Below are 17004 nucleotides of genomic sequence, written 5' to 3'. Positions count from 1 at the left end.
CGGGGCTCAGGGGGTGAACGGGCCGCGGCCCAGTTGGGTGCGGATCGGGATCACCTCGGGGTTGACCAGGGCGCGGCGCTGCCAGTTCGCGCCGTCGACCACCAGCGTGTGGCCGGTGATGAACCGGGCGAAGGGGGAGGCCAGGAAGGTGGCGGCCCAGCCGAGTTCGCGCGGGGCGCCGACACGCAGGGCCGGCTGGCGGGAGTCCTTCGCGTCGGGTGCGGCGCGCTCCAGCCCGCCGCGGATGTCCTCGGTCATGTCGGCGTGCGGGAACAGGCCGGGGACGAGACCGTTGACCTGGATGCCGTACGGACCCCACTCGACGGCGAGCGTCTCGACCAGGTTCTTCACCCCGGCCTTGGCGGCCGCACTGTGGGCGAAGCCCGGTCCGCCGGTCCAGGCGTACGAGGCGCCGATGTTGACGATGGAGCCGGGTGTCGCGGCGGCGAGGTGGCGGCGGCCGAACTCGCGGGTCGTGAACCAGGTGCCGGTCAGGGTGGTGTCGACCACCGCCCGCCAGGCGCTGGGCGACAGGTCCTCCGCCGGGCAGGGGAAATTGGCGGCCGCGTTGTTGACGAGGACGTCCGGCAGGCCGAGGGCCGCCTCCGCCGCGTCGAAGACCTCCGCGATCCGCTCCGGGTCCCGGATGTCGCAGACGGCGGACGTCACCCGGCCCGCGCCGGGGACGGCCGCCAACTCCTCCTGCGCCGCCTTCAGCTGCCCGGCGCGCCGGCTCGCGATCACCAGGTCTGCGCCGAGCCGCGCGAACTCGGCGGCGATGGCCTTGCCCAGCCCGGTCCCGCCGCCGGTCACGAGGACCACCTGCCCGCCGAACGTACCGGGGGGCAGCGCGGCCGTGCCGAGCGGCGGGGGCGCGGGCAGCCCGCGCGGGATCTCGTCCTTCATGGGGCATCGATAGCGCGCGGGCGCCGAGATCACCATGCCCGGGACGGGATCAACTCTGCGGTGTGTACGCCTGCTTGCTCGCGCAGGTCCAGATGACGGCGCTGCCCGCGCCGGTTCCCCGGTCGCTCACGCTGCCGCCGACCCGGTCGTCGTCGGTGGCAGCGAAGGCGCGGCTGAGCGGCACGGCGCCCGGGGCGCCCGCCGGGAAGGGGAGCGACTTCGGGGTCCCCTGGCCGGGCCAGTAGACGGCCTGGAAGTAGCTGGGCCAGCTCTCCTCGAAGGTGGTGGCGGTGCCGACGGCCACGTTCGTGGCCGGGCTGCTGCCGTTGAACTCCAGGTGGCCGAAGCCGGCCAGCCGGCCCGGGTCGGTGGGCAGCGCGTCGTACGGCTTCTTCCAGACGGCCGGGGTCAGCCGAGGGTCGTTGCGGTAGTAGAAGTCCTCCAGGCCGACCACGCGCCCGCGGTCGTCGATGTCCCGGCCGATCGTGGAGAACGAGTAGTGGTAGCCGTTCCAGACCTGGAGGCTGTACGGCGGGTATCCGCCCCCGGCGGGCCACACGACCGGGAAGGTCTTGGTGACCTCGATGTCGTTCTCGGCGTCGAAGTAGGAGCCGCTGGCGGTGCCGACGATGTCGCCGCGCTTGTTGATGCCGCTCAGCGAGACGACCTTGGTGCCGGGGATCGCGTCGGCGGGAACCGGCAGTTCTCGCACGGCCGTGCCGTTCACCCACTCCTTGGCGACGCCGTTGTCCACGGCGACGACCCGGCCCGACTCGTTGACGTCGATGTCCACGGCGCGGCCCTCGGCGACGGGCGTGGTCAGCGCCTCGGAGGCCGCGGCGCCCTTCTGGTGGGTGAAGGTGACCCTGGCGTGGTCCGCGTTGCGGGTGGCCGTGCCCACCATCAGGCCCTTGGCGCTGACGGCCTTGACGCTGCCCCGGTCGAAGCCGGCGGGCAGCGGGACGGCGTGGACCGTGTGCTCGGCGCCCGTCCAGTAGGCGGGCCGGTCGCCGCTCTCGCCGACCACGAGCCCGCCGCTGCCGAACCCGGCCACGGTGCCCACGCTCGCCCCCGGCAGGGCGGGCAGCAGCTCGATGGCCGGGGTGCACGCCGCGGTACCGGCCGCCGCGGCCGGTCCGGCGGCGGTGATCAGCCCCGCGAGCACGGCCGCGGCCCCCGCCGCGGCCGTCACGCTTCTCATCCCTGTTCCGTTCACTGGTGAAGTCCCCCTGATGGTGCGCGTCATATGCCGCAGGGCATCTGCCTGTTGATCTACGACAGCCATGATGCCCGACCGGCAGGTCGCCGGCACCAGGGTTCACAGGATGGCAAGCGACCGCTTAGTATGCCCGCGGAGCGTGGTTCCTCGACGGCGGCTGGAGGCCCCGGATGCAGGCATGGCGAGTACATACCCCCGGTGAACCCCGAGAGGCCCTGCGCCTCGAAGAGATTCCCGAACCGGTCCCCGGCGAGGGCGAGGTGCGGCTGCAGGTGCTCGCGGCGAACCTGAACTTCCCCGACGCGCTGCTCGTCCGCGGCCAGTACCAGATCCGCCCGCCGCTGCCCTTCACCCCCGGCGTCGAGATCTGCGGCCTCACCGACGACGGCCGCCGCGTCATCGCCACCCCGAGCCTGCCCCACGGCGGCTTCGCCGAGTACGTGATCGCGTCCGAGCGGGCCCTGCTCCCGGCACCCAAGAGCCTGAGCGACGCCGAGGCCGCGGCCCTGCACATCGGCTACCAGACCGGCTGGTTCGGCCTGCACCGCCGGGCGCGCCTGCAAGCCGGCGAGACCCTGCTCGTGCACGCCGCCGCCGGCGGGGTCGGCAGCGCCGCCGTCCAGCTCGGCAAGGCCGCCGGGGCCACCGTCATCGGGGTCGTCGGAGGCAAGGCCAAGGTGCGTACCGCCGAGGAACTCGGGTGCGACCTGGTGATCGACCGTACGACCGAGGACGTCGTCTCCCGGGTGAAGGAATTCACCGGCGGGCGCGGGGCCGACGTGGTCTACGACCCCGTCGGCGGCGACTCGTACACCGCCTCCGCCAAGTGCGTGGCCTTCGAGGGCCGGATCGTCGTCGTCGGCTTCGCGAGCGGCAACATCCCCGCCCCCGCCCTGAACCACGCCCTCGTCAAGAACTACGCGATCCTCGGCCTCCACTGGGGCCTCTACGCGGCCAAGGACCCGGCCGCGATCCTGGCCTGCCACACCGAACTCACCCGCCTCGCCGCCGAAGGCGCCATCAAACCCCTGATCAGCGAACTCGTCGCACTCCCCGCCGTCGCCGACGCCGTGCAGCGCCTCGCCGACGGCACCACCACCGGCCGCGTCGTCCTGGCCATGCCCCGGCAGCCGGGTGTGTCCCGATGACCGCGATCACCGCCGACCACCTGCTCACACGCGTCCGGGGCCTGCTCGCCGCGTACCCGCCCGCCGACACCGCCCGCGCCGACTTCCTGCGCGCCCGCTTCGACGCCGGCCTCGCCTGGGTCCACTACCCCGAGGGCCTCGGCGGCCTCGGCGCGCCCCGCTCCCTCCAGGCCGTCGTCGACGCCGAACTCGAGGCGGCCGGCGCCCCCGACAACGACCCGCGCCGGATCGGCATCGGCCTCGGCATGGCCGCCCCCACGATCCTCGCGTACGGCACCGACGAGCAGAAGCGGCGCTTCCTGCGCCCCCTGTGGGTCGGGGAGGAGGTCTGGTGCCAGCTCTTCAGCGAACCCGGCGCCGGCTCCGACCTCGCCGCGCTCGGCACCCGTGCGGTCCGCGAGACGGGCTCCGGCGACTGGATCGTGGACGGCCAGAAGGTGTGGACCTCCAGCGCCCACACCGCCCGCTGGGCCATCCTGATCGCCCGCACCGACCCGGCGCTGCCCAAGCACCAGGGCATCACCTACTTCCTCTGCGATATGCACGCCCCGGGCGTCGAGGTCCGGCCGCTGCGCCAGATCACCGGCGAGGCCGAGTTCAACGAGGTCTTCCTGACCGGCGTCCGCATCCCCGACAGCCAGCGGCTCGGCGCCGTCGGCCAGGGCTGGGCGGTCGCCCGCACCACCCTGATGAACGAGCGCGTCTCCATCGGAGGCATGCGGCTCCCCCGCGAGGGCGGCATGATCGCGCCCGTCGCCGCGGCCTGGCGCGAGCGGCCCGCGCTGCGGACCCACGCACTGCACCAGCGGCTGCTCCAGCTGTGGGTCCAGGCCGAGGTCGCCCGCCTCACCGCCGAGCGGCTGCGCCAGCAGCTCGCCGCCGGGCAGCCCGGCCCCGAGGGGTCCGGCATGAAGCTCACCTTCGCCCGCCTCAACCAGGAGATCAGCGGCCTGGAGGTGGAACTCCTCGGCGAGGAGGGCCTGCTGTACGAGGACTGGACGATGCGCCGGCCCGAGCTCGTCGACTTCACCGGCCGCGACGCCGGCTACCGCTACCTGCGCGCCAAGGGCAACAGCATCGAGGGCGGCACCAGCGAAATCCTCCTCAACATCGTCGCCGAACGCGTCCTCGGCCTGCCCGCCGAGCCGCGCGACGACAAGGACCTCGCCTGGAAGGACCTGGCCCGATGAGCGACGCCTTCGACCTGCTGTACTCCGACACGGAAGAAGAGCTCCGGTCCGCCGTACGGGCACTGCTCGCCGACCGGTGCACACCGGCGGACGTGCTCGCCCGTGCGGAGACCGGCCGGCCGCACGACCCGGAGCTGTGGCACACGCTCGCCGCGGAGATCGGCACCGCCGGGCTGCTCGTACCGGAGAAGCTCGGCGGCCAGGGCGCGGGCCACCGGGAGGCGGCCGTGGTCCTGGAGGAGCTGGGGCGGGCCGTGGCGCCGGTGCCGTACCTGACGAGCGCGGTGCTCGCCACGGAGATCCTGCTCGGGCTCGGCTGCGATGCGCCGGAAGTGGTGTGCCTGCTCGGGGAGTTGGCCGCGGGCCGGCAGGTGTGCGTACCGGCGCTGCCGCTGACGCAGGCCCCGGGTGCGCCGCTGCCGGGCGCCGTACGGGACACCGGGGGCGGGGTCCTGACGGGCACCGTCACCTCGGTGGCGGACGCGGTGGCCGCCGATGTGCTGCTGGTCCTCGCGGACACGGGGCTGTACGCGGTCCCGGCCGCGGAGGTCGCGCTGACCCCGCCGGTCCCGCTGGACCTGACCCGCCCGCTCGCCACGGTGACGCTGGAGCGGGCCGCGGGGACCCGCCTCGCGGACCCGGCGGCGGCCCGCGCGGCGGTCGCCGGAGCACTGCTCTCGGGGGCCGGACTCCTGGCCTCCGAGCAGGTCGGGCTCGCGGAGTGGTGCCTGACGGAGACGGTGCGGCACGTGCGCGGCCGCCACCAGTTCAACCGTCCGGTCGGCTCCTTCCAGGCGCTGAAGCACCGCCTGGCGCAGCTCTGGCTGGACGTGGCCTCGGCCCGGGCGGCGGCCCGCGCCGCCGCGGACGCGCTGGCCGGCGGGGCCCCCGACGCCCCGCTCACGGTGGCGGTCGCCCAGGCGTACTGCTCCGGGGTCGCGGTTCGCGCGGCCGAGGAGTGCGTACAGCTGCACGGCGGCATCGGCATGACGTGGGAGCACCCGGCGCACCTGTACCTGAAGCGCGCCAAGGCCGATTCGCTGGCCCTGGGCACCCCTGGCCACCACCACGCCCTTGTGGCGGACTTCGCCGAACTCCCGTCCCCTTAGGACCGTTCTCGCCGGGCGATCGGGTTCGTGCCGCGGCCGGATGGGGAGGGATGCGTGGCGGCGACAGCGCCTCACGGCGCGTCGCCGTCGTTACCGACCCCGCCGCCGCGGGTGCGGTATACGTCCTGTGGGGCTTGCCCGATGCCGGCGAAGGGAGTGGTTGCCGTGGAACATACAGCCTGCTGTGTGGTGGGAGGCGGGCCCGCCGGGATAGTGCTGGCCCTGCTGCTGGCCCGGGCCGGGGTGGAGGTGACCGTCCTGGAGAAACACGGCGACTTCCTGCGCGACTTCCGCGGCGACACCGTGCACCCGTCCACCCTGTCGCTGCTGGACGACATCGGCCTCGCCGAACGGTTCGCCCGACTCCCGCAGCGGCGGGTGACCTCGGTGCAGCTGCCCATCGGACCGGACCGGTCCCTCGTCACGGTCGGGAACATCGGGGCGCTGCACGGCAAGTACAACTACATCGCGATGGTGCCGCAGTGGGACCTGCTCGACCTGCTCGCCGACGAAGCGGGCAAGGAGCCGTCCTTCCGGCTGCGCATGGACACCGAGGCGACGTCCTTCCTGATGGAGCGCGGCAGGGTCGCGGGCGTGCGGTACCGCACCGCGGACGGCGGCACCGGCGAACTCAGGGCCACGCTGACCGTGGCCTGCGACGGCCGCGGATCCTTCGCCAGGGTCCTGCCCGAGCTCGGCCTGGAGAGCTTCCCGTGCCCGATGGACGCCTGGTGGTTCCGGCTGCCGCGCCACGAGGACGACCCCAGCGGGCTCGTGGGAGGCCTGGGCGAGCGGTTCTTCAGCGCGCTCATCGACCGCGGCGACTACTGGCAGATCGCGGGGCTCATCCCCAAGGGAACCGATGCCGAGCGCCGCGCCGAGGGCCTCGACCGTTTCATGGCCCAGTTCACGGACGCCGTCCCGTGGCTGGCCGACCGGGCGCACTCCGTCACCTCGTGGGACGACGTCAAGCTGCTCGACGTACGGCTGGACCGGCTGCGCCGCTGGCACCGGCCGGGTCTGCTGTGCATCGGCGACGCCGCCCACGCCATGTCGCCGGTCTTCGGCATCGGCATCAACCTTGCCGTGCAGGACGCGGTGGCCGCGGCCCGCCATCTGGTGGGCCCGCTGCGCGAGGGCGCCGTGGGGCTGCAGGACGTACGCCGCGTACAGCGCCGCCGCATGCCCACGACCGTGGCGACCCAGCGCCTCCAACGTCTGGCGCACACCCAGGTCATCGAGCCGCTGCTGGACGGCCGCACCGCGTTCGGCCATCCCCAGCGGGCCAAACGGCTGACCGAGCTCGTCACCGACTCGCGGTGGCTGAACCGGGTGCCGGCCTACTTCATCGGGTACGGGGCGCTGCGCGAGCGGCCCCCGAAGGAATCGCTCCGCTGAAACGGCATCCCGGATACCGGTACATATACGCTCATTCTCCGTAGAGAGGACGATCCACTTCGGGAGGCAACATGAGCGAGCAGCCGGTCCTTCTGCCCTATGCCGACCCGGCCTTCGTCGCGGACCCGTTCCCGCTGTACCGGCAACTGCGCGAGGACGGCCCCGTGCGCCGCACCGTCATCGCGGGCGGCCTGGAGGCCTGGCTCGTCACCCGCTACGAAGACGGACTCGCGGCCCTGTCCGACTCCCGCCTCAGCAGCGACGTACGCGACGCCTCGGACACCCGCATCCTGCGCCAGCTGCCCGCAACGGAGCGCGAGTCGATGCTGAGCAACATGCTCCGCAGCGACCCGCCCGACCACACCCGCCTGCGCCGGCTGGTCTCCAAGGCGTTCACCGCCCACCGCGTGGCCGGGATGCGGCCGCGGATCCAGGCGATCACCGACCGGCTGCTGGACGCGGTCGTCCCGGCCGGCCACGCCGAGCTCGTCGCGGACTTCGCGCTGCCGCTCCCGGTCGCGGTGATCAGCGAACTGCTCGGGGTGCCGGTGGACGAGCGGCACGAATTCCAGCACTGGACGGACCGCCTGATCAGGCGGGGCCCGGAGCTGCCGGATCCCGCCGTGGTGAACGAGGCATGGCAGCACATGCGCGCGTACGTCACCGAGCTCATCCGGGACAAACGGGCACACCCCGGCGACGACCTGCTCAGCGCCCTCGTCACCGCCCGCGACGCGGAACAGCAACTGACCGAGGACGAGCTGGTCGCCATGGTGTTCCTGCTGCTGGCCGCCGGATACATCACCACGGTCAACCTGATCGGCGGCGGCATCGCCATGCTGCTCGCCCACCCCGGCCAGCTCGACCGGCTGCGCTCCGACCCGGAACTGCTGCCGGGCGCGATCGAGGAGTTCCTGCGCTACGACGGCCCGGTCAGCCCCGGCATCGCCCGGTTCGCGCGCGAGGACGTCGAGATCGCGGGCGTGACCATCCCGCGCGGCGCGACCGTGCTGATCGGCTCCGCCGTCGCCGACCGCGACCCGGCGCGGTTCCCCGACCCCGACCGGCTGGACATCACCCGGCAGGACAACGCCCACCTCGCGTTCGGGCACGGCATCCACTACTGCCTGGGTGCGCCGCTGGCCCGGCTGGAGGGGCAGATCGCCATCGGTACCGCCCTGCGCCGGCTCCCCGGCCTCGCCCTCGCCGTACCGCCGGACGAGATCCGCTGGCGCCCCGGCGGACTGCGCGGTCCCCAGAGCCTGCCGGTGACGTTCACCCCCGGCGCCCAGGACCCGTCCCGGGGAACGTAGTTGCCGTCGAGGACGGCTCCCTCGCCCTCTGGGTCTCCCGCACCGGCGTCGGCCCGGGCGGCCGCCACCGACCCGGCCGGCCGCCTGCACCCCACCACCCTCTTCTACAAGCACCCTGAGCAGCCGAGGTGACCTCGCCCGCTGCGCCGCGTTAGACCCCGTAGCGCGGACCACCGAGCGAGGGAGACCGCATGTACGCCACACCCGCCTCCGCAGCACCGTCCCGCCGCACGTTCCTTCGTACGGCCTTCACCGCGGCGGTGCTCGCCGGCACCGCCGCGGCCCTGGCACCCGTACTGCGTGCCCGTCGTCCCCGGCAGACCCTCACCCCGGCGCCCCTCACCGAGGAGACGTACCGCGGCCGGCACATCGCCGTAGACCTCGCCGGGGTCCGCATCGACGGCCGCCCCCTGCACGTCATGCGCCGCGCCGACGGCAGCTACCTCAGCGGGATCAACCACTTCCAGTCCTTCGACACCCCGCTGGAACTCGCCCGCGCCGCCGTCGACGAACTCGGCACCAGCCAGCTGGCGCTCGCCGCCCCGCACCACGGCTGACGGACGGACGCGACAGCGCAGGACGGAACGGGAGGAGCCCCGCATGTACACCCGGCAGAATCAGAAGAACCTGACCAGCGCCCAGAAGAAGCGGTTCACGGCGGCCGTGCTGGAGCTCAAGCGCAACGGCACGTACGACCAACTCGTGCGCACCCACGGCAAGTACTTCGTGCCCGACAAGGACAGCAAGCTCCGCGTCGGGCACATGTCCCCGTCCTTCTTCCCCTGGCACCGGCGCTACCTGCTCCAGTTCGAGCGGCTGCTCCAGGACGTCGACCCGGGCGTCTCGGTCCCGTACTGGGACTGGACCACGGACAGCAGCCCGGTCTCCTCCCTCTGGGCCGAGGACTTCCTCGGCGGCACCGGCCGCGAGAGCGACCGCCGGGTGATGACCGGCCCGTTCGCCTACGAGAAGGGCAACTGGGAGATCACCGTGGGCATCAGCGAGGCCCGCTTCCTCACCCGCAACCTCGGCCGGCCGCAGAACCCGATCGCCCTGCCCACCGCGGCGGAGCTCCAGTGGGCGCTCGACGACCCGGCGTACGACACCTCGCCCTGGGACTCCACGGCGCAGGGCGGCGGCTTCCGCAACAAGCTGGAGGGCTGGGCTGCGCCGAAGAGCGAGCGCTGGCGCAACCACAACAAGGTGCACCAGTGGATCGGCGGCCACATGACGGGCGGTACGGCCCCCAACGACCCGGTGTTCTGGCTGCACCACGCCTTCGTGGACCTGCTCTGGGACCGCTGGCAGCTGAAGCACCCGGTCTCCGGCTACCTGCCCGCGGCCCCGCTCGAACTGGGCGACCTCCAGCGCGGCCGGGTGATCTCCCTCGACGAGCCGATGCCGCCGTGGAACATCACGCCGCGCGACATGCTCAGCCACCAGGGCATCTACCGCTACGAATGAAATGGCGGCCGTTCAGCCGGACGGCGGAACGAAAGACGCTTCAGCCGGACGGCGGAACGGAAGAAGGGCCCCCGCCGTACGGCGGGGGCCCTCAGCCCTCGGATCAACCGGTCAAGCCGACCGAAGAGGCGCAGGCGGTCAGCCGCCGTAGCCCTCGGTGTGGTGCTTTTCGCCGCCCGACGCGTTGATGCAGGTGTTTCCGAACGCCGGGTTCAGCAGGGCGATCACGTTCACGGTGTTGCCGCAGACGTTGACCGGGACGTGCACCGGAACCTGGAGCAGGTTGCCCGACAGGACACCGGGGGAGCCGACCGCCGCACCGTGCGCTCCGGCATCGGCGACGGCCAGACCGGCACCGGCGGCCAGGGCGCTACCGGCAACAGCGGTGACGGCGACTGCCTTCGCGATACGCGACATCAAGATCTCCTCGTGAGATTGGGGTGCCACAGCGGAGCTGCGGCGTTTGACATGGCATACAACGCAGCGGGAGCCCAGCGGTCACGGCCGCTGGGCCTTACTGATGAAGGAAAATCGCACGGAGGCGAAGAACGGCTCGATCTGGCCGCCGGCACCCGGCTGCAGGACCGCCACGACGTCACCCGTGCAGCCCTGCCCGCGGTAGAGGGTCGCGGTGCTGCCGGTCGCGTTGGTGACGGCCTTCTGACCGCCGCCCTTGGCCCCGACGCAGCCCTGCGGGTCGGTCAGCCCGTGGACCCTGTCGTCCTGGCCGACGTACTGGAAGCCGGGCCCGGCGGCCTGCGCCGCGCCCGCGGCCACGATCAGGAGCAGGGGGACCGCGCCGGCCCGGGCGAAGCCGCGGACGCCGGGGTGGATACGCATGGATCGCATGCCCGGTCCAACCCGGCCTGCCCCCGGCCGGGTCACGCCTTGTCACCCGTCGCAGGCCTGTGCGACCGTGCCCGGGGGACGCGGAACAGCGGATTCACCGGATTTACGGGATGCACCGGATTTACGGGATGCACCGGAGTCGGGGGAGGAGCGGAAACGATGAGCACAGCGGGCGGCAGCGGCCGGCCCCGGGTCAGGACCGGGTACGGCATGGTCGAGGGCCGGACCGGGCCGGACGGCATCGCCGCCTTCCGGGGCATCCCGTACGCCGCCCCGCCCGTCGGCGCCCTCCGTTTCGCCGCGCCCGCGCCCCCGGCCGCCTGGGACGGCGTACGCGACGCCGGCGCCTTCGGGCCCACCGCGCCCAAGGTGCCCTACCCGCCGAAGTTCGCCGCGCTGCTGCCCGACCCGGAGGTCCCCGGGGACGACTGCCTGAACCTCAACGTGTGGACCCCGGCCCCGGCCCCCGGAGCCCGGCTGCCGGTCATGGTGTGGCTGCACGGCGGGGCGCTCACCCGCGGCTCCTCGGCCGTCCCCGTCTACGACGGCTCCGCCTTCGCCCGCGACGGGGTGGTGCTCGTCTCCGTCAACTACCGCCTCGGCGTCCTCGGCTACGGGCTCTTCCCCGATGCCCCCGCCAACCGCGGCCTGCTCGACCAGATCGCTGCCCTGACCTGGGTCCGGGAGAACATCGAGGCCTTCGGCGGGGACCCCGGCCGCGTCACCGTCTTCGGTGAGTCCGCCGGAGCCATCAGCGTCGGCGCCCTGCTCGGCGCCCCGCGTGCCGCCGGGCTCTTCGCCGGGGCCGCCCTGCAGAGCGGCGCCCCCGAGGTGCCGGCCCGCGAGAAGGTGCGCGCGATGGTCCGGCGGATGGCCTCCCTCCTGAAGGTGCCCGCGACCGCGGAGGCCTTCGCCGCCACCGCCCTGCCCGACCTGCTCGCCGCGCAGGGCGCCGTGCTGCGCCGCTCCGGCCCGCTGGTCGCAGGCCCCGCGTTCGGCCTGGTCACCGACCCGGACACGCTCCCCGGCGACCCGCTCGAGGCCGCGGCGGCGACGGAGGTACCGCTGCTGCTGGGCTGGACCACCGAGGAGTACCGGCTCTGGCTCGCCCCCACCGGCGCGCTCCGGCTGATGGACCGGTTCGGTCCGCTCACCGTGGCCCTGGCCCGCGCCCGCAGCGGCAAGGACCGGGCCGCCGTACGGGCGCTGCGCGCCGCACGGCCCGGGGCGGGCCCGGCCGAGCTCGCGGGCCAGCTGCTGACCGACCGGCTGCTGCGCGACCCGCTGCGCCGGCTCGCCGGGGCGCGGCGGACCGCCTCGAGCTTCCTGTACGAGTTCGGCTGGCCGTCCGGCGTTCCGGGGCTCGGCGCCTGCCACGCGCTGGAGCTGGGCTTCGTGTTCGACACGCTCGACGTGCCGGAGGCCTCCTGGCTGGCCGGGCCGGACGCCCCGCAGGAGCTGGCCGACCGGATGCACGCGGCCTGGGTGCGCTTCGCCGTGACCGGGAACCCGGGCTGGGCGCCCTGGGACGGCAACGGCCCGCCGATGGTGTTCGGCGGGCCGCAGCGCGTGGAGTCGGTCGAACCGGCGGTTATTCCACCGGTCCTTCCATGACCTTGCTGATGAACTGGATCGGACCCTCGCCCATGTTCGGCACGTAGGTCTTGGCGTTGTGCTGGCCGCCGGGGATGACCCTCAGGCTGGTGTGGATCGGCCCCTTGCCGTACGTCGCGACGAACTTCTGCACATCGGGCAACGTCTTCTTGTTGTTCTCGTTGTCGCCGACCTGGAAGGCGAGGTAGACGTCCGGAGCCCCCTTCTTGTCGATCATGGCCTTCGCCAGCAACTCCGGGTTGTTCTCGGCCTTCTCCTTCTCGTGGCCCTTCCACAGCGAGGAGTCGGGCACGATGTCCGGGCCGGAGCAGATCGCGGCCTTGAACTTGTCCGGGTGCTTGAGCACGGCCTTCAGGCTCGCGAAGCCGCCGGTGGAGGAGCCCATGTAGGCCCAGCCGTCACGGGACTTGACGGTGCGGAAGTTCGCCTTCACCAGGTCCGGAACGTCCTCGGTCAGCCAGGTTCCCATCTTGGGCTGGTCGGGGATGTCGGAGCCGTCCCAGTAGATGCCCTTGTCGTCCGGGCCCGGGTTCAGCACCGGCATGGCGAGGATGAACGGCTTGCTCTTGCCCTCGGCGTACCACTTGCTGATGCTGGTCTGGAGCCCCAGGTCGGTGCCCATCCAGTAGTTGTTCGGGTAGCCGGCGCCGCCGGGCAGGGCGATCATGACCGGGAAGCCGCTCTTGGCGAACTTCGGGTCGTTGTACTCCTTGGGCGCCCAGACCCACACCTTGCCCTTGAAGCCCGACTTCTTGCCGTCCAGCGTGGTGACGGCCACGTGCGTGCCGTCGGCCAGGGTCATCGAGTTCTTGAACTCGGACTTCGGCCCGGTGGGCATCAGGGCCTTGGAGTTGGCCGCCTGCTTCGCAGTGCCGTCGGCGCCGCCCGTCTGCCCGCCGCCCGCGGCCGGCTGGCCGAAGGAGATGTCCTTGCCCTTGTCGGTGAAGGGGGGTATCTCGAAGTGGTACATCACCCCGGCGGCTATGCCGGCGAGCGCGAGGACGGAGACACCCGCGATCAGCCAGCGCCTGCCCCGGCGCGGCCGCCGCCGGTCGTCCTCGGGCCCCTCCGGCCCGCCGTACGGCGGCTGCGGTGGCCCGTACGGGGGCTCGTGGTGCTGTTGGGGTTCGTACGGCTGCGCGTACGAAGTGCCGTAGGGCTGCTGCTGGTACTGCCCTTCCGACCGGTACGGCTGGTGCTGTCCGTCGGGTGAGTACGACATGTGCGGTTGCTCTCCGGCTGGTGCTGCCCCGTCGGGGGGTGGTCTCTTCTGTTCGAAGGATGAGCCTACGTGCTCCGTGGTTCCCCTTTTTCCCTGCTCTTGGGTTGACCGAGGGCTGGGCGTTGCCTAACACCCGCCAGGCCACCGGAGTTCCCGGTCTGTTCGCCGCACGTCCCTGGCCCATGCACATGCCCCTGGGTATGGTGCGTGCGCGCCGCCCCCAGAACCCCCCTGCCCGGAGGTATTTTCCGTGTTTGGCATGACCCCGTCACGGTCCCGCCGTAAGACCGCCCTCGCCACCGCCTTCGGCCTCACCGCCGCCGGTACGGCCCTGTGGGCCGGCATCGGCTCCGCCCAGCCCGCGCACGCGGCCGGCCTGCCGGCCCCCGACCACGTCGTCGTCGTGGTCTTCGAGAACCACGCCTACGACCAGGTCATCGGCAGCTCCAGCGCCCCGTACATCAACTCCCTCAAGAGCGGGGGCGCCAACCTCACGCAGTCGTTCGGCATCACCCACCCCAGCCAGCCCAACTACCTCCAGCTGTTCTCCGGCTCGAACCAGGGCGTCACCGGCGACAGCTGCTACACGCCGGGCTTCAGCTCCGCGCCCAACCTGGCCTCCGAGCTGCTGGCCGCCGGCAAGACGTGGGCCAGCTACAACGAGACCCTCCCCAGCCAGGGCTCCACCACGTGCAGCAGCGGCAAGTACGCCCGCAAGCACAACCCCTGGTTCGCCTTCTCCAACGTGCCCACCAGCACCGCGAAGACCATGACCCAGTTCCCGACGGACTACACCACCCTCCCCAAGGTGTCCTTCGTCGTCCCGAACCTGTGCAACGACATGCACGACTGCTCCGTCGGCACCGGCGACACCTGGCTCAAGAACAACCTCAAGGCCTACGCCGACTGGGCCAAGACCCACAACAGCCTGCTCGTCGTCACCTTCGACGAGGACAACCGGCTCGCCGGCAACAAGATCCCGACCGTCCTCTACGGCCAGCCCGTCACCCCCGGCAGCACGTCGGGCACCACGTACAACCACTACGACATGCTGCGCACCCTGGAGGGCCTGGCCGGCCTGACCACCCACGCCGGGAACGCGGCCACCGCCAAGGACATCACGGGTATCTGGGCCTCCTGACCATGTACGTTGCGGACAGTCGCGGTACTCCCGCGCCCGCCGTGACCCCCGAGCCGCAGGCCGTCGCCCCGGGCACCAGCCCGGGGCGGCGCGCCGCGCTCGCCCCCACGGTGCTCGCCCTCGGCACGGTCAGCCTGATCACCGACGTCTCCTCCGAGATGGTCACGGCCGTGCTCCCCCTCTACCTCGTCGCCGGCCTCGGCCTCTCCCCGCTCGGCTTCGGGCTCCTCGACGGGCTCTACAACGGCATCAGCGCGCTGGTCCGGCTCGCCGGAGGCCACCTCGGCGACCGCTTCGGCCGCCACAAGGCCCTCGCCGGCCTCGGCTACGGCCTCTCGGCCCTGTGCAAACCGCTGCTCCTGCTCGCGCACACCCTGCCCGCGATCGGCGCGGTGCTCGCCCTCGACCGCACCGGCAAGGGCCTGCGCACCGCCCCGCGCGACGCGCTGATCTCGCTGGCCGCCGCCCCCGAGGACCGCGGCCGGGCCTTCGGGGTCCACCGGGCCATGGACACCGCCGGCGCCCTGATCGGGCCGATCCTCGCCTTCCTGATCCTGCGCGGCGCCGCCGACGGCTACGACGCCGTCTTCACGGTCAGCGCCTGCGTCGCCGCCCTCGGCGTGCTCGTGCTCGTCCTCTTCGTCCCGGGCCGCCGCACCGCACCCGCGCCCGGCGCGGAGCCCGTCTCGCTGCGCGCCGCCCTCGGGCTGCTGGGCCGCCGGGACCTGCGCCGGATCAGCCTGTGCGCGCTACTGCTCGGGCTGTGCACCGTCAGCGACGCCTTCGTCTTCCTGCTGCTCCAGCGCACCACCGGGATCGCCGACCGCTGGTTCGCGCTGCTGCCGCTGGGCACCGCCGCCGCGTTCTTCCTGCTCGCGCTGCCGCTCGGAAGGCTCGCCGACCGGATCGGCCGCTGGCGCGTCTTCCTCGGCGGCCACCTCGCGCTGCTCCTCGCGTACGGCCTCCTGCTCACGGGTGGCGCGGGCCACGCCCATGACACAGCCCTTCCGTACGCCGTGCTCCTGCTGCACGGCGGCTTCTACGCGGCCACCGACGGCGTCCTGATGGCCGCGGCCGCCGGAGCCGTGCCCGAGGAACACCGCGGCGGCGGCCTCGCCCTCGTCCAGACCGGCCAGGCCCTCGCCCGCTTCGCCGCCTCGCTGGGCTTCGGCGCCGCATGGACCGTCTGGGGCGCCCGCCCCGCCCTCGCGGTCGCCGCCGTGCTGCTGGCCGCTGCGGCCGGCGTATGCACTCTGCTGCGCCCCGCGGACGCGATGGCCGCCGAGTCCGCCGCCGAGGCGCGGGCCGACTGAGTGCGCTCAGCCGCCCCTGAATTTCCCCCACATCCCCGAAAGGCCCCCATGACCCTCCAACGCCGGATGCTGATCCTCGTCTCCGCCGTCGTCCTGCTCGCCGCGGTGGGGGTGCTCGCCGTCGTACGGGCCTCCTCACGGGCCGAGGAGAAGAACCAGACCCAGGCGGGCGGCCCGCAGATCAGCCGGGGCGAGGTGTCCCTGGCCCCGGCCGGGGCCGAACGGCGGATCGTGTTCCGGAACATGGCGTGGGGCCCGCACCGCGACGAGCTCGCCACCGTCCCCGCCACCGCACCCCAGGGCCCGCGTACCGCCTCCGGCGTGAGCTGCCTGCGTTTCCACTCGGCGGCCGGCACCGGGATCTGCCTCCAGGCCGACAAGGGCGGGGTCCAGGAGAGCTACCGGGCCGTCGTCCTCGACGCCCGCCTCAAGGAGGTCTCCGCACACCCGCTGGCCGGGATCCCCACCCGCGCCCGGGTCTCGCCCGGCGGACACCTCGTCGCCTGGACGGTCTTCGTCGGAGGGGACTCGTACGCCGGGACGAACTTCTCCACCCGCACCTCGCTGCTCGACCTGCGCACGGGCAGGCTCGACGCCTCGCTGGAGGACTTCGCGATCCGCAAGGACGGCAAGGCGTACCGCAACGCCGACGTCAACTTCTGGGGAGTGACCTTCGCCGCCGACGAGCGGACCTTCTACGCGACGCTCGCCACCGGCGGCCAGACCTACCTGGTCCGCGGCGACCTGGCCGACCGCACCCTGACCACGCTCCGCGAGAACCTGGAATGCCCGTCGCTGTCGCCCGACGGGACCCGGCTGGTGTTCAAGAAGCGGGTGCCCGGCCTGTCGCCCGACGCCCCGTGGCGGCTGTACGCCCTGGACCTGGCCTCGATGCAGGAGACCCCGCTCGCGGAGGAGCGCAGCGTGGACGACCAGGTGGTGTGGACGGACGACAAGACGGTCGTCTACTCCCTGCCCGGCGACTTCGGCGCCGACCTGTACGCCGTACCGGCCGACGGCAGCGGCGCTCCCACCCCGCTGATGGCCTCGGCCCTCGCCCCGGCCTTCCTCGGCTGACGCCGTAAGGAAGGGCCGGGGTGGGGGGCCGCTGCCGGGAC

16 protein-coding genes are annotated in these 17004 nt (G+C 73.0%); 11 read left to right on the top strand and 5 right to left on the bottom strand.

Features of this window, described 5'->3' with window-relative positions:
• Window positions 1–6 precede the first annotated feature (6 nt).
• Window positions 7–906: an SDR family oxidoreductase gene (locus AB0M76_RS21545; RefSeq protein ID WP_365954379.1), complete on the bottom strand. Its 900-nt coding sequence runs from the start codon at window positions 904–906 to the stop codon at window positions 7–9.
• A gap of 49 nt (window positions 907–955) precedes the next feature.
• Window positions 956–2107, bottom strand: a complete 1152-nt coding sequence (locus tag AB0M76_RS21540; RefSeq protein WP_365954378.1) for a hypothetical protein — start codon at window positions 2105–2107, stop codon at window positions 956–958.
• A gap of 188 nt (window positions 2108–2295) precedes the next feature.
• Between AB0M76_RS21540 and AB0M76_RS21535 the strand changes: the two genes are divergently transcribed.
• The 7 genes from AB0M76_RS21535 to AB0M76_RS21505 all read left to right on the top strand — a co-directional run bounded on the left by AB0M76_RS21535 (window position 2296) and on the right by AB0M76_RS21505 (window position 9747).
• On the top strand, window positions 2296–3273 hold the full coding sequence (locus AB0M76_RS21535) for an NADPH:quinone oxidoreductase family protein (protein WP_365954377.1): 978 nt from the start codon (window positions 2296–2298) through the stop codon (window positions 3271–3273).
• A complete protein-coding gene (locus tag AB0M76_RS21530) occupies window positions 3270–4463 on the top strand; it encodes an acyl-CoA dehydrogenase family protein (protein WP_365954376.1) in 1194 nt (397 codons plus the stop codon). Before AB0M76_RS21535 ends, AB0M76_RS21530 begins: the two co-directional genes overlap by 4 nt.
• On the top strand, window positions 4460–5572 hold the full coding sequence (locus AB0M76_RS21525; protein WP_365954375.1) for an acyl-CoA dehydrogenase family protein: 1113 nt from the start codon (window positions 4460–4462) through the stop codon (window positions 5570–5572). The genes AB0M76_RS21530 and AB0M76_RS21525 overlap by 4 nt, the downstream gene beginning before the upstream one ends.
• 165 nt (window positions 5573–5737) lie before the next feature.
• The gene (locus AB0M76_RS21520) at window positions 5738–6970 is read left to right on the top strand and encodes an FAD-dependent oxidoreductase (protein WP_365954374.1); all 1233 of its coding nucleotides are present in this window, start codon (window positions 5738–5740) and stop codon (window positions 6968–6970) included.
• 71 nt (window positions 6971–7041) lie between these two features.
• Complete coding sequence (locus AB0M76_RS21515) at window positions 7042–8283, top strand: cytochrome P450 (RefSeq protein ID WP_365954373.1); 1242 nt, start codon at window positions 7042–7044, stop codon at window positions 8281–8283.
• A 191-nt stretch (window positions 8284–8474) separates the two neighbouring features.
• Window positions 8475–8840, top strand: coding sequence for a tyrosinase family oxidase copper chaperone (locus AB0M76_RS21510; protein ID WP_365954372.1), 366 nt, complete (start codon window positions 8475–8477; stop codon window positions 8838–8840).
• 43 nt (window positions 8841–8883) lie between these two features.
• A complete protein-coding gene (locus AB0M76_RS21505) occupies window positions 8884–9747 on the top strand; it encodes a tyrosinase family protein (RefSeq protein ID WP_365954371.1) in 864 nt (287 codons plus the stop codon).
• A 138-nt stretch (window positions 9748–9885) separates the two neighbouring features.
• On the opposite strand, the gene AB0M76_RS21500 is transcribed toward AB0M76_RS21505, so the two are convergent.
• Window positions 9886–10164, bottom strand: a complete 279-nt coding sequence (locus AB0M76_RS21500) for a chaplin (protein WP_365954370.1) — start codon at window positions 10162–10164, stop codon at window positions 9886–9888.
• A gap of 81 nt (window positions 10165–10245) precedes the next feature.
• Window positions 10246–10596 carry a hypothetical protein gene (locus AB0M76_RS21495; protein WP_365954369.1) on the bottom strand — a complete coding sequence of 117 codons (351 nt, stop codon included), beginning with the start codon at window positions 10594–10596 and terminating at the stop codon, window positions 10246–10248.
• Between the two features lie 159 nt (window positions 10597–10755).
• Here AB0M76_RS21495 and AB0M76_RS21490 point away from each other — a divergent pair, with 159 nt between their 5' ends.
• Complete coding sequence (locus AB0M76_RS21490; RefSeq protein ID WP_365954368.1) at window positions 10756–12210, top strand: carboxylesterase family protein; 1455 nt, start codon at window positions 10756–10758, stop codon at window positions 12208–12210.
• Here AB0M76_RS21490 and AB0M76_RS21485 read toward each other — a convergent pair.
• A complete protein-coding gene (locus AB0M76_RS21485) occupies window positions 12188–13432 on the bottom strand; it encodes an alpha/beta hydrolase-fold protein (RefSeq protein WP_365954367.1) in 1245 nt (414 codons plus the stop codon). The genes AB0M76_RS21490 and AB0M76_RS21485 overlap by 23 nt on opposite strands.
• Window positions 13433–13691: 259 nt before the next feature.
• Here AB0M76_RS21485 and AB0M76_RS21480 point away from each other — a divergent pair, with 259 nt between their 5' ends.
• The 3 genes from AB0M76_RS21480 to AB0M76_RS21470 are packed head-to-tail and all read left to right on the top strand — an operon-like array spanning window position 13692 to window position 16963.
• Window positions 13692–14573, top strand: coding sequence for an alkaline phosphatase family protein (locus AB0M76_RS21480; protein ID WP_365954366.1), 882 nt, complete (start codon window positions 13692–13694; stop codon window positions 14571–14573).
• Between the two features lie 2 nt (window positions 14574–14575).
• Entirely contained in the window at window positions 14576–15886 is a 1311-nt protein-coding gene (locus AB0M76_RS21475; RefSeq protein ID WP_365954364.1) for an MFS transporter, read from the top strand.
• A 48-nt stretch (window positions 15887–15934) separates the two neighbouring features.
• A complete protein-coding gene (locus AB0M76_RS21470; protein WP_365954363.1) occupies window positions 15935–16963 on the top strand; it encodes a hypothetical protein in 1029 nt (342 codons plus the stop codon).
• Window positions 16964–17004 lie beyond the last annotated feature (41 nt).

This window comes from Streptomyces sp. NPDC051364 (genome assembly GCF_040682115.1).
Classification (GTDB): domain Bacteria; phylum Actinomycetota; class Actinomycetes; order Streptomycetales; family Streptomycetaceae; genus Streptomyces.
This window is presented reverse-complemented; position numbering and strand designations above follow the sequence as displayed.

Excerpts from the sequence above, each read along its gene's own strand:
- AB0M76_RS21480 (WP_365954366.1), top strand. The coding sequence starts at position 13,692 with ATGACCCCGTCACGGTCCCGCCGTAAGACCGCCCTCGCCACCGCCTTC.
- AB0M76_RS21490 (WP_365954368.1), top strand. The coding sequence starts at position 10,756 with ATGAGCACAGCGGGCGGCAGCGGCCGGCCCCGGGTCAGGACCGGGTAC.
- AB0M76_RS21540 (WP_365954378.1), bottom strand. The coding sequence starts at position 2,107 with ATGAGAAGCGTGACGGCCGCGGCGGGGGCCGCGGCCGTGCTCGCGGGG.
- AB0M76_RS21495 (WP_365954369.1), bottom strand. The coding sequence starts at position 10,596 with ATGCGATCCATGCGTATCCACCCCGGCGTCCGCGGCTTCGCCCGGGCC.
- AB0M76_RS21500 (WP_365954370.1), bottom strand. The coding sequence starts at position 10,164 with ATGTCGCGTATCGCGAAGGCAGTCGCCGTCACCGCTGTTGCCGGTAGC.
- AB0M76_RS21535 (WP_365954377.1), top strand. The coding sequence starts at position 2,296 with ATGCAGGCATGGCGAGTACATACCCCCGGTGAACCCCGAGAGGCCCTG.
- AB0M76_RS21505 (WP_365954371.1), top strand. The coding sequence starts at position 8,884 with ATGTACACCCGGCAGAATCAGAAGAACCTGACCAGCGCCCAGAAGAAG.
- AB0M76_RS21545 (WP_365954379.1), bottom strand. The coding sequence starts at position 906 with ATGAAGGACGAGATCCCGCGCGGGCTGCCCGCGCCCCCGCCGCTCGGC.
- AB0M76_RS21470 (WP_365954363.1), top strand. The coding sequence starts at position 15,935 with ATGACCCTCCAACGCCGGATGCTGATCCTCGTCTCCGCCGTCGTCCTG.
- AB0M76_RS21485 (WP_365954367.1), bottom strand. The coding sequence starts at position 13,432 with ATGTCGTACTCACCCGACGGACAGCACCAGCCGTACCGGTCGGAAGGG.
- AB0M76_RS21475 (WP_365954364.1), top strand. The coding sequence starts at position 14,576 with ATGTACGTTGCGGACAGTCGCGGTACTCCCGCGCCCGCCGTGACCCCC.
- AB0M76_RS21515 (WP_365954373.1), top strand. The coding sequence starts at position 7,042 with ATGAGCGAGCAGCCGGTCCTTCTGCCCTATGCCGACCCGGCCTTCGTC.
- AB0M76_RS21525 (WP_365954375.1), top strand. The coding sequence starts at position 4,460 with ATGAGCGACGCCTTCGACCTGCTGTACTCCGACACGGAAGAAGAGCTC.
- AB0M76_RS21510 (WP_365954372.1), top strand. The coding sequence starts at position 8,475 with ATGTACGCCACACCCGCCTCCGCAGCACCGTCCCGCCGCACGTTCCTT.
- AB0M76_RS21530 (WP_365954376.1), top strand. The coding sequence starts at position 3,270 with ATGACCGCGATCACCGCCGACCACCTGCTCACACGCGTCCGGGGCCTG.